The organism is Snodgrassella sp. W8132 (assembly GCF_016100865.1).
Classification (GTDB): Bacteria; Pseudomonadota; Gammaproteobacteria; order Burkholderiales; family Neisseriaceae; genus Snodgrassella; species Snodgrassella alvi.
In genome coordinates this window covers 1-11,272 of sequence record NZ_JACFRQ010000001.1, presented here as the reverse complement: position 1 = coordinate 11,272, position 11,272 = coordinate 1, and the positions used below count along the sequence as shown (strand labels likewise).

The 11,272-nt window shown below is 35.8% G+C and carries 14 protein-coding genes; 1 reads left to right on the top strand and 13 read right to left on the bottom strand.

Annotated features, from left to right (window positions below; all coding sequences use genetic code 11):
- The 9 genes from H3U82_RS00070 to H3U82_RS00030 form a co-directional block, all read right to left on the bottom strand.
- Positions 1-3,049: filamentous hemagglutinin N-terminal domain-containing protein (locus H3U82_RS00070; RefSeq protein WP_198208688.1), on the bottom strand; the 3,049-nt coding region annotated here is incomplete at its 3' end.
- A 272-nt stretch (positions 3,050-3,321) separates the two neighbouring features.
- Positions 3,322-5,088 carry a ShlB/FhaC/HecB family hemolysin secretion/activation protein gene (locus H3U82_RS00065; protein ID WP_198208687.1) on the bottom strand — a complete coding sequence of 589 codons (1,767 nt, stop codon included), beginning with the start codon at positions 5,086-5,088 and terminating at the stop codon, positions 3,322-3,324.
- Between the two features lie 960 nt (positions 5,089-6,048).
- Positions 6,049-6,501 carry a hypothetical protein gene (locus H3U82_RS00060; protein WP_198208686.1) on the bottom strand — a complete coding sequence of 151 codons (453 nt, stop codon included), beginning with the start codon at positions 6,499-6,501 and terminating at the stop codon, positions 6,049-6,051.
- Entirely contained in the window at positions 6,501-6,707 is a 207-nt protein-coding gene (locus H3U82_RS00055) for a hypothetical protein (RefSeq protein WP_198208685.1), read from the bottom strand. The genes H3U82_RS00060 and H3U82_RS00055 overlap by 1 nt, the downstream gene beginning before the upstream one ends.
- 6 nt (positions 6,708-6,713) lie before the next feature.
- Entirely contained in the window at positions 6,714-6,860 is a 147-nt protein-coding gene (locus tag H3U82_RS00050; RefSeq protein ID WP_198208684.1) for a hypothetical protein, read from the bottom strand.
- 854 nt (positions 6,861-7,714) lie between these two features.
- On the bottom strand, positions 7,715-7,978 hold the full coding sequence (locus H3U82_RS00045) for a hypothetical protein (RefSeq protein ID WP_025331484.1): 264 nt from the start codon (positions 7,976-7,978) through the stop codon (positions 7,715-7,717).
- The gene (locus tag H3U82_RS00040; protein ID WP_198208683.1) at positions 7,978-8,280 is read right to left on the bottom strand and encodes a hypothetical protein; all 303 of its coding nucleotides are present in this window, start codon (positions 8,278-8,280) and stop codon (positions 7,978-7,980) included. The genes H3U82_RS00045 and H3U82_RS00040 overlap by 1 nt, the downstream gene beginning before the upstream one ends.
- A 184-nt stretch (positions 8,281-8,464) precedes the next feature.
- Positions 8,465-8,815, bottom strand: coding sequence for a hypothetical protein (locus H3U82_RS00035; RefSeq protein WP_041881295.1), 351 nt, complete (start codon positions 8,813-8,815; stop codon positions 8,465-8,467).
- Positions 8,816-9,067, bottom strand: a complete 252-nt coding sequence (locus tag H3U82_RS00030; RefSeq protein WP_198208682.1) for a hypothetical protein — start codon at positions 9,065-9,067, stop codon at positions 8,816-8,818.
- Between the two features lie 365 nt (positions 9,068-9,432).
- Here H3U82_RS00030 and H3U82_RS00025 point away from each other — a divergent pair, with 365 nt between their 5' ends.
- Positions 9,433-9,666 (top strand): SymE family type I addiction module toxin, encoded by a 234-nt coding sequence (locus H3U82_RS00025; RefSeq protein ID WP_041881195.1) that lies wholly within the window; start codon positions 9,433-9,435, stop codon positions 9,664-9,666.
- 42 nt (positions 9,667-9,708) lie between these two features.
- Here the strand turns inward: H3U82_RS00025 and H3U82_RS00020 are convergent, their stop codons facing one another.
- The 4 genes from H3U82_RS00020 to H3U82_RS00005 all read right to left on the bottom strand — a co-directional run.
- Positions 9,709-9,975, bottom strand: a complete 267-nt coding sequence (locus H3U82_RS00020) for a colicin immunity domain-containing protein (RefSeq protein ID WP_198208681.1) — start codon at positions 9,973-9,975, stop codon at positions 9,709-9,711.
- Entirely contained in the window at positions 9,972-10,328 is a 357-nt protein-coding gene (locus H3U82_RS00015; protein ID WP_198208680.1) for a colicin D domain-containing protein, read from the bottom strand. Before H3U82_RS00015 ends, H3U82_RS00020 begins: the two co-directional genes overlap by 4 nt.
- Before the next feature lie 149 nt (positions 10,329-10,477).
- Positions 10,478-10,810: a hypothetical protein gene (locus tag H3U82_RS00010; protein ID WP_025331479.1), complete on the bottom strand. Its 333-nt coding sequence runs from the start codon at positions 10,808-10,810 to the stop codon at positions 10,478-10,480.
- Between the two features lies 1 nt (position 10,811).
- Positions 10,812-11,272: hypothetical protein (locus tag H3U82_RS00005; RefSeq protein ID WP_198208679.1), on the bottom strand; the 461-nt coding region annotated here is incomplete at its 5' end.

Genomic DNA, 11,272 nt, shown 5'->3' with positions numbered 1-11,272 from the left:
CAGCCAGATGGCTTTCACCTTCACTGTTGAGCAACACATCTCCGCCACTGCCGAATTCTCCGCCCTGATTATTCAGGCTGCTGCCAATTTGTGCCTTTAATCTCTGGTTTGTCCGGATAGCTCCGGCAGCATTGTTTACACTGTTTGCTGTCAGATCAATACTGTCTGCATCTATGCTGCCATTATTGCTGTTATCCAGTGTCGATGCTTGAATTACTGCCTCTTTGCTCGACTGAATCACACCATTTCCACTGTTGTTTATACTTACTGATGCCTTAAGATGCAGATTTTCACTGCTTATTATCCCTTTATTATTATTTTTAATACTTTCCGTATTCAGATAGGCATCTTTACCGGCTATGATTTTTCCGCCGTCACTGTTATCAACAGCCAGATGGCTTTCACCTTCACTGTTGAGCAACACATCTCCGCCACTGCCGAATTCTCCGCCCTGATTATTCAGGCTGCTGCCAATTTGTGCCTTTAATCTCTGGTTTGTCCGGATAGCTCCGGCAGCATTGTTTACACTGTTTGCTGTCAGATCAATACTGCCTGCATCTATGCTTCCATCATTACTATTATCCAGTGTCGATGCATGAATTACTGCTCCTTTACCAGCCTGAATCTTGCCATTTGCGCTGTTATTCAATACCAGATTGCTGGGCCCATCAGCATTTAGCAGTAATTCTTCATTACTTGCAATATTTCCTCCCATATTATTCAGCTTTTCGTCAATTTGCGCCTTTAACTGTTTACCTGCCTGAATAACACCCCCTGCCGTATTCTCTGCGCGTGCTGCTTTCAGATTCAAATTCTCACTGCTTATTATTCCTTTATTATTATTTTTAATACTTTCTGTATTCAGATAGGCATTTTTATTCGCTATGATTTTTCCGCCGTCACTGTTATCAACACTCAGACGGCTTTCGCCTTCACTGTTGAGTAATATATCTTCGCCACTGCCGAATTCTCCGCCCTGATTATTCAGACTACTGCCAATCTGTGCATTAAGCTGCTGATTGGTACGAATCGCTCCCTTACTGTTATCAACAATATCGGCTTTTAATATCAGACTATTACTATCAATACTGCCCTGCCGGTTATTCAGGTTATTCGTATTCAGTTTAAGAGATGCACCGGACTGAATTTTTCCGTCCAGACTGTTATTTATATTTCCACTCTGTATACTTAGCTGTTCCTGAGCCGCAATCAAACCATTATCACTGTTATCCAGCTGGGCACTATCTATATCAATATTCTTTACCGACTGTAATTTGCCTTTTCTGTTATCCAGTTTGCCACTTTTTGCCGATAATAATTCTGTTGTAGTAATTTCACCCTGATGATTATCAATGCTATTGGTATTAATTAATGCCTGCCGAGCACTGAGCTTACCTTGATAATTATCAAATATTTCACCACTTACCGTTAATTTATTCAGATTCAGACTGCCATGATTATTCAGACCAGTCTTCGAGGTTAAATCAATACCACCATTGGCAATAATCTGACCATTATCATTAATTATTTCCTGATTACCGATAATTTGTCCGGTTTCAAATTGTGTTTTATGCGTATTAACAGCAGAGACTGTTTGTCCGCTACCGGCGGCTGTAGTAGGAGGAGTAACAGGTTCTGCCGGTTCTGGTTTATGTTCCGGTACAGACGGAGCTGGCTTATCTTTCTCTGGTGCATAACCAATCAGGCCATTATTACGATTATCCAGCTTATTCATATCCAGCGCTAAACCTTGAGTACCGGTCTGAATAATTTTCCCGTTCTGATTATGAATATTATCTGCAATAATATCTATCCGGCCGGCATTAATTTCTCCCTGATTATGCAGTTTTTGCTGTCGGATATTGATTTCATCCGCAGTAGTCAGTAAACCACTGTTTTCTAACTGCTCACTATGAACCAGCATTTTTCCCTGACTTGAAACTGTTCCACTATTCGTTACTCTGTCAGCATTGAGGGAAACACTGGCAATATCAGCACCAGAAGATTTCTGATCAGAAACGACAATACTGCCGCTATTGCTCAGGTAACCATTAGCATCTATGCTTAAATTACCATTACCGGCATAAATCTGCCCCGCATTATTAACACCAACGCCTTTATCAGTACTAACCAGTACAATCTTACCGGCATACATACCACCCAGTTTGCCTGCATCGATAGCTACTAAAGGTTTATTCTCTGCAGAGGTCAGTACAGACTCAGTTATATTTCCCTGTGCATCTGTATTATTGCTTCCTGCTGTAATATTCAGATTATTTGCCCAGATACCCGCATTAATCTGTGCGGCCTGCGATAGAATGCGTGTATATTCACTGCTTCCAGTATCCAGACCGTCTCCACCGATACTGATATTACCCTGTCGGACTTCAAACCCATCTAAATTACCATTCTTGATTAGCGGTTTACCTGTAGTCAGCGTTACTCCCGCTGCATTAATAAATCCGCTGCCATTCACATTTATCCCCGCCGGATTGGCTATAATTACTTCTGCACGCCGACCGGCAACTTCTATATAGCCATTCAGCTGGCTTGGATTGGTACTATTAATCTGATTAACAATAACTCTGGCTTCACCTTTACTCAGCCACGGATTGGCCTGTATCCAGCCAGCAAGTCTGGTTTCCGTATTTTTTCGGCTATTATTTAAAATAGCGCCTTTGTTATCTACATCCATCTGCCGGAACTGATTAATTGAAACTCCGCCTTTAGTAGGTGTTCGAATATTAATTTGCGGTGTTCCATTCGCTGTTTGCAAAATGGTCGGCTGCTGATTTTTCGGTGCAGAAGTATCAGCATGAATCGAACCTGCTCGGCTGGAATCAATAACCAGAGTGCATAAACCGAAACCCAGCAGAATAGACCAAGCCAGAACAGGCAAACCTGCAATCTTGATTGTGCTATTCATTATTGCGGTACTACCGGCAGTACTGTCTGCAGTACTTTTTCCTTCACGAATAGTATTTTCCGCAACAGCCATCATTTGCCCGCGTTTTTTATTGAAAATTACCTTAAAAAGATTCTTATTCATTTTCCTGCCCTTTGAAGAGTATATTTAATTAAAATTTCTCAAAACCAACTGGAATATTGTCTTAATATTTATTCAGAAAAAGCCAAATATTAAATAAATTTATTCAGATTAAAATCAGACGTATATCAGCAGAATAAAATTCTAATAATGACAAAACAATAATTATTAATTGATCGATTATTCGTAATTTTTCAGGTAACTCTATTATTCATCATGCAATCCTCTTTATTTCATAATTAACGCTATATTTTGAATAAATTTGTATTACAGCTCTAAAGTGAATAATTCAGATTAAATCCGAATGTAGTTTTGTCTGTACGAAAATGCTGCGGTTTATAAATCGGCTTTCCCATAAATACGTCGTAATACCAGTTCCCGCCAGCCTTTATTTGACCTTTAAAACCCAGTACCGTACCCGCCAGCGTCTTTCCTAACTGCATTTCACTTGTTCTTCCCGTTATATGCCCTACGTCAATCCCCGCATATACCTGATGACCCGGTAAATACTGCCAGTTCAGATTGTTATTCCAGTACCAGCCCTGCTCTCCCATCAGAGTGAGCTCTCCGTCAAATCCCCGCACAGTGTAGCGCCCGCCTATTGATACTTGATCCTGAGTAATTAACGGGGTTTTATTCCACTGCCCGTGAAACGAGGTGTCATAGCTAAAGTTATATTTTCCTACCCTGAACGGCTTCATCAGTGAAGCATCCAGTGTGATTATCTCCATCCTCGAGGTGCCTTCTCCGAATTCTTCTTCTGCTGCCCGTAAACTGTGGTCTGCACCGGTTCCACGTTTATAACCTGCACCCAGATTTAGTATGGCATTTCCTAAATATTCCTGATGATTCAGCCCTATAGCCCAGCCTGCCGTATGCCTTCTCTGTACTTCGATTTCAGCATCGTCTATATAGTTATGAGATTTACGCCGCCATATTCTGGCACTTACATCAATTTTACGGTGGCTGTTACGATATATCATTCGGGTTATCCCCAAATCTGTATTTTCACTGCTGCCGTTATAATCATAATTCTGGTCATAACCGGCTATAGCCTGATGATAGCGGTAATAATTCTGGTTAAAGGCTATCAGCCAGTTTCCTACCGGCACTGAATAATGGAGGGAATAGCCATGTGTACCGCTGCCGGTACGATTACCATCAATATCTACTGTACTGTCTTTACTACCCAGATCATGATTATAGTTCACATAAAACAGATCACTTAAACCTAACGGATTATCAACAGATAAAGTTACACCGCCCTGATAACGTCCGGTAGCATGACTGCCTGAGTCATCTGCATTAAAACTAATCCGTACCGGTACTTTACGCTGCGACCATGAAACAACCACATCACTTTCGTTCGGTGCTTCAGCCGGCACTATCTGAATATCCGCTTCTACTGTCGGTACGCGTTTCAGGTTTTCCAGTCCTTGTTCTAAATCCCGCAGATTCAATATGTCACCAGATCTAGCCGGAAATTCATTCTGAATACGGCGGATACGGTTTACATGTGTCTGATCAGCATTATCAAGGTTATAACGAATTTCATGAATTCGTCCCGGAATAACTGTCAATACCAGCTCACCGCTACTTAAATCCTGCGGGCTGGCCAGAATGCGCGTAGTAGTATATCCCCTGTCTATTACTGCATTCTGCGCCAGTGTCATAATATAATTGATGCCATTGCTGCCCAGACACAATCCCGGTTTGAACTTACTCTGATTAATAGCTTTATTTAATGCAAACTGAAACTGTTGTGCCTGATCACCATTTAATTTGATGCTTCTGATGGCAAAACATGGTTTTTCATCCTGAGGTAAACCGTTAACCGTACCTTCAATTTGCGGAGGCTGTAATCGCACATTGACTTCAGGCTGCATTTTTTCCTGAAACTGTTTCAGCCTTTGCTGTTCGCGAATAATCTGCTGCTGTTCAATATCTGCCGGATTAGCCGGACCTGACGATGGTGCAGCATACGTCTGATATATTACCCCGTTAATTAGACTTAAAAAAAATAGGTATTTACTGATGTTCATAACATTACCTACAAATTCTTATTTTAATTAATAATATAATACATAAATTAACCAAACAAATTATTTATCTGATTTGTTTATAATAAAATTATTTTATTATGAAAATTTAATTCAGGTTTTTACTGAAATAATATTTATATGAATTAATTTTATATAAATATTTCAATATTTTAAACTAAAAATTATTATATATAAATATATCAAGCTATTATATTTTTCTTCTTCGGGCTTCAGGTCAGATATTCAAAAATTAGAATTAAGTTATTGTTTTAAAATATATTAAATATAAATTTAATTTAATTAACTTTTTTTGTTGTAAATTTGGTTTAATTTCCTTAAATTAAATATATTTAATCAATTTTAAAATAAATATAAATTAGATACTCAAATAAATACATTAGATAATCTTTCACTTTTCAGTTAGAAATTCTCAAATTTTCTCATGTTTTAATTAATATAGTTAATCATAATATTAATCTTAAATGATTAATTTATAGCTTAGTCAATGGTGCCAATTTCATAAAATTTATCAGGTGAGTATTTTTTCTTAGTTATAATTTCACTTCAATATGATCTATTTTTTATAATACATGCTTTCACTAAAAATACCAATTAATAGAAAATACCGTTTCTATAATTATTTTTATCTGTACTATTATAATATTGTCATATTAAGATATAAATATGGGGCTGATATTATCAGGCTAGCAACACTTACATGACTCTTTTACCTTTTGCTCTTAGCTCTTCATCATGTTTTTTTCTGCATTGCAGCACAGGTTCCATATGATAGTAGTCCCTCGTTCTGTTTTGTTATAAGAAACCTTATTCTGTGAAAATCTGATTTCATCAGGATTTATTACGGTCATTCCTTTTCCAGCAAGACCGACCGATTATCTGACTTGCTATGCATATCTGGAAAATAATAAAAGCTCCCCGCTACTTAGGCGGGAAGCTTCATTACTCATCTACCGGATAGAGCTCTTTAATATATTGTTTAACAAAAGGCTTTAATTCCTCTACAGGATAGACTTCTTTTCGCTGTACTAGATAAGCATCATCATAAATTACTCTGGCTTCAAGAATCTTAGCTAGTATGTAAGTAACCAATACTGAAAATCTTCGGTTTTTCTCTCCACGATAGATTACTCCTGACATAATTGGTAAATCAGCTTCCGACTCATCTCTAACTTCTGGTTCAAAGTAACAAAAATTACCCCAGCATACATTATCGTTACTATGATCCTGAATAATTATAAAACCATGTGATAAATCTAAATCACTATTATTTAAAACCCCAATTGAAATCATTCTTGTATCAATTAATAGCTCTTTAAGATTACTGATAACGCCTTTAACTAATTTATCGAAATAGGGAGTTTCCTTAATTGGAAACATGATTTCATTAGCCATTATTTACTTCCGCCTTTTGATATTGAGCCGCCAATTACATTTAACCAACTGTCCTGAGTTTTAATATAAATATTATTTACAGTAACTTCTTTTATGATATTGGATACAGGTTGGCCCGGTTTAAAATGATTAATCATTTCGTTCATACTAACTCCTGTTTTAGAAGCATTTATATATAGGTATCCTTTATATCCATGATCTTTCATATTATTTTAGCCTTTCACTATATTTCTTCTAATAGCGTTAAGGCTATTGCCATCAACAACTTTCAATTGAACAGGAACCCCATCAAACCAACCATCAATACCAGGATTGTTTGCTTTTTCTGCTCCTTTAAAAGTACCACCTTTATATTTCACTATCTAATGCTTGTCGATATTCATGTGGCTCAAGTACATTTTTAATAAGGGACTTTGTTTACTTGGTGGTAAAGCGGGTAACTCAGAAGCAGCATTTTCAGTTTGCCCCGCTCTACTCGTCCCCTTTCCAGCTATAAAAATCATCCTCACTAATTAGGCGGAGATTATTGATCACCACCATTTTGGATACGCTATAAAAACATTTAATATATTATCCCTATCGTTTAAATCGATTCTTTCAAAGCCTTCAGATTTAGATATATTTTCATTAATGTCTTTTTTAAGCGAAATCCAACACATCTTATTCTTTTTAATGTCTATTTCTAGTTTGAAATTATCATTCATATCCTTAAATACTGCGAATTTAAATAATTATAGGTCTTTAATGAAAGAATCAAAAACATTACATTCAAACCAAGCTACTGACACATTTTTAGCTCGAAACCACTTTTTTCAATATCAATCGAAATGTACAATTTTAATGAAGGCAAATGCTCATCTATTTCAATTGTGTCTATAGAAATTTTATTGGATTATTAATTAAGATATCCATTAGTACGCTCTCATATATCGTATATGGGTAATTGTTGGTAACTCACCACTGATCTAGGTGGTTTAAACTCCAATTGCCACCCATTGACAGTAACTCTATCATTATAAGGAATATTATTTTTAGTAGCGTTATTTACAGCTGACTGAAAACTTCTTAACTGTTCTTGGCTTGTTAATTTTACAGACTCTGGAGTATGCTCATAATCATAACAATAGAGTAGGTAAATTATTTATTCAACTTGCTATATAAGTTTAAAAGATAATAATTAGAATCTCTAATAGTTAGGTAGGAATTATTCTTATTATGATATTTTAGTCATTATATTTTTGATAATAGGTTCAACAGATTGTTCTAGCTTTTCACTATCTATCGTATAACGATTTAATTCAATTTGATTTTCTGCATCAAATAGCAATTCTCTTAACCATTTTTCTTCTAATGCTAGTATCTGATGCTCAGCTTCATAAATACTAGATTGTATTTCATCCAAACTAATTTTTTTATTTAAATAAGAATCACATTTTTTTTTAAGATTATTAATAACATCTGGATATATCCAATTCATCACTTTTCACTCCTTCTGAGAATGGTCACTACAATTTTACTATTCCTTTCAGTAACAACACCTACATCACCACTCCAATATACAGTCCTTTTTACACCATTAACCATTGAACTGGTTTTTGTTCCAGTTTGTATAGTGTGCTCTACAATATTAGGAGAAATGTTACGACCAGCTCCAACTGTACCGGCAGGGAACCCTAACTCTGGTAGTTGCATCCTATCAACTGCATGTTGTGAATATAATCTGTTTCCAATCGACGCATATTGCTTACCGTCAATAGTCTTTTGGGGTAGTTTTGCCAAGAATTCAATTCCAAAGCATTACCATTCATTCCCTTTCCTGCTTTACCACCGCTCAGCCATTCATCATAGATGCGCAACAGTAGTTATTGATTATCAGGATTGAGAAGCCTATCTAAAATAAAGTAATATAGATCTGTCCTTGATAATATCAACCCTATGATTAAATCAAAGACAGATCAATTAATCATCTTATTAATGTTGAAAATTCAGTAGAAATAAAAGGTTGTAATCTTATTTCAACCTTTGTTCTTGTATCCTCTAGTACAACTTCAGTCGTTAGGTACTCACCATCAACATCTTTTTCTATCTTAAAGTATTCCACACCTTCCATTAGATTGTGCGCTATTTTTTTCTGTTTAAACTCTATAATTGTTTGTATCCAACCTCCAGTTGCACTAAACGAAAAAAGTATAGACATTTCATTTTGATCAGTATATTTGTATGCAAAGTGTAAATCCTCTGTATTCTGAAAAATAGGTTCTCCCTCAAAAAAAGCTAACAAATCTATTTCATCTGGAAAAGATTGAATAAACATTTATTTTTTTCCTTCTTTTGGAATTGTTGTTACAAATCTACGCGAACCATCTGGCATAATTTTAAATGACGTTTGTATTACAGCGCCTTTACCTGATGGACCCATTAAGAAAGATTCTCTAACTTCAAAACACTGAGAATTTTTTTTGTAATTATTAATAACATTACCTCTTGTATTTACTGTTTTATTAAAGTGTTCAATTAAAATAGCTGTACCGGATTCATTAGTCTGTAGCCCAAGCCGTTTCATCATTTGGGATAATTGAGTTGAACGAGCAGTATTATGATCTCCGCTATTTACTTTGCCATAAAGATAATCAAATTTTTTTTGGATCTATTTCAAGCTTCGTCCCCTTTCTAGCATTAGATACTGGAAGACGCACAAGACCAAGCTACCAAGTCAAGATTAAAAGACCATGAGTTTTTAAACCTGTTTCAAAAGATTGAGAAGCTACCAGAAGAAAACAAACCGTGATTAAGAGATTTTTAGATGTCTTTTAACCAAGAATCAGACTAAATTACTGACTAAATAAGAATAATAAAACAATAAGTAAGCAGCAATAATAGGCGGCAACCTGCTACCACTGCTAACCAAAACCAACTTCACAGGAGTTAATTATGGCTAAGGCACAGTCTAAGCTAAAATCAACCACATGCAAAGAACCTGCACCGCACCCCACTGAGCGCTTTTATACCGTAGGTTACACGCCTAACGGCGGGTTCAGCAACCCCAGACCGCAACTGACCATCAAGGGGCGCTGGCTGGAGCAGATAGGCTTTTATGCCGGTCAATCGGTCATCATTAAAGTAGAGCAGGATAAGTTAATTATTGAACTTGCGATGCAGGTCTAAAAAGCAATAAAAGCTCCCCGCTGGTTAAGGCGGGGGAGCTTTTTAATTTAGTTTTTTCAACTCTTGCTCAATTTGCTCAATAAGTTGTTTATCATTTAATTCATATTCTTCTTTATCAAAATCTGGATTATAAAGATCGGCTAGACAAAAAATAGTTGATAAACATTCGCTAACACTGTCTTCATCTTTGAGAAGTAAACCGTTATCTCGCTCTATTCGATAGAGCTCAATGTAAGCCTCAGCAAAAACTTGAGCTGTTATTCTTCCATTAACAAACGATTTAGCAAATTCTAATGCTATAAGGCTCATCGTAATACTCCATTTTTCATATAATTATCATACTGTGCGGTTCCTGGCGTAAGCTTAAATCCTGTAACAAAATTACCAGAGCTATCAAGAACAACTGCATTATTAGTACTTGAGTTAAAAAATACTTTTGAGTCTTTTACAAAGCCATAAGTACCTTGGGGTTTGGTTGCCGAGTCTCCCATATGATTTTTGATTGCAGTTTCATATTGACCGAGAGTTTCCGGGTTTTTCTTTGTTGTTGTTATTCCAAAATCAGCCGCATGCTTAAACTTCTTATCTAGTTGCTTTTGCGTTATTCCCGTTAATTCACCGGCAAGAAAATTTGCACTCGTTCCCTTTCCAGCATTCCCCAAGCCTTTCTCATTTACTACATGCTCATCAAAAATTACTTTTTTTATTCGCTTGTTGAATGCTGTTAGTTATCAAACTTGAGATAAAAGTATAGACATCAAAGTAAGATCCTAACAGGATTCAGATGAGGACTTTACTATTACCTCTAAATTTAAAAATAAAAAAATAGACCTGTTTTATATTTTATTGCATTATCAACTTGAGTTAATAATTGAATCAACGCTTCGCTATTATTTGATACTATTGAATTTTGAATAATACTTTTAGCCTTAATAAGCTTATCAAGATCGATTATCTTTTCATCTTCATAATCATCAATATTTATATCTAATTCATTATTAAGTTGATTAATAACATTACTCTCTAAGAGATTTTTATAATTATCTTCATCAAGAATTAATTCAATCAAATCACCATCCACACAATTATCTAAATCTAGGCGTTCCATTGCACTTTTATTTACTGGAACGGATATATTTTTCATACTATTTATTCCTTTTTATATTAAAATGAGTTGCCTCATTATATTCACCTTGACTTCGGCCAGCTTGTTTTCCATTCTCTAATAATTTGTTGTTAGGAATATTACCATTCAAATCCAAATAAGCTCTTTTTCCCGAAATATTAGGGTTATAAATTCGGAAGTAGTTTCCAGACAAATCCTCAACCACCTGTATACCTGTTGTTGGATTAGTATAAATTCTTTTTCCTTTTTCAGTTGTAGTTATTATTGGATTTGAGCCTGCAAACTCATTAATAGCCTTATCAAGACTTGCTGTAGCCCAATTACTTGAATATTGTTCTGCTCTAGCCGCACCGCCAGTTAGTTTTTCAGTATTTGCAACACCAGTCCCCTTTCCAGCTTTTGCTTTAGAACCCTGCTTTTGCATCATTACAGAATATCTATTTTTTATCAAACCTATTTCGTCATTGGTTAGTCTCCTTC

Coding starts and splice junctions, on each gene's coding strand:
- H3U82_RS00065 (WP_198208687.1), bottom strand. CDS start 5,088: ATGAACATCAGTAAATACCTATTTTTTTTAAGTCTAATTAACGGGGTA.
- H3U82_RS00020 (WP_198208681.1), bottom strand. CDS start 9,975: ATGAGCCTTATAGCATTAGAATTTGCTAAATCGTTTGTTAATGGAAGA.
- H3U82_RS00035 (WP_041881295.1), bottom strand. CDS start 8,815: ATGTTTATTCAATCTTTTCCAGATGAAATAGATTTGTTAGCTTTTTTT.
- H3U82_RS00045 (WP_025331484.1), bottom strand. CDS start 7,978: ATGAATTGGATATATCCAGATGTTATTAATAATCTTAAAAAAAAATGT.
- H3U82_RS00060 (WP_198208686.1), bottom strand. CDS start 6,501: ATGGCTAATGAAATCATGTTTCCAATTAAGGAAACTCCCTATTTCGAT.
- H3U82_RS00010 (WP_025331479.1), bottom strand. CDS start 10,810: ATGAAAAATATATCCGTTCCAGTAAATAAAAGTGCAATGGAACGCCTA.
- H3U82_RS00030 (WP_198208682.1), bottom strand. CDS start 9,067: ATGATGAAACGGCTTGGGCTACAGACTAATGAATCCGGTACAGCTATT.
- H3U82_RS00025 (WP_041881195.1), top strand. CDS start 9,433: ATGGCTAAGGCACAGTCTAAGCTAAAATCAACCACATGCAAAGAACCT.
- H3U82_RS00055 (WP_198208685.1), bottom strand. CDS start 6,707: ATGAAAGATCATGGATATAAAGGATACCTATATATAAATGCTTCTAAA.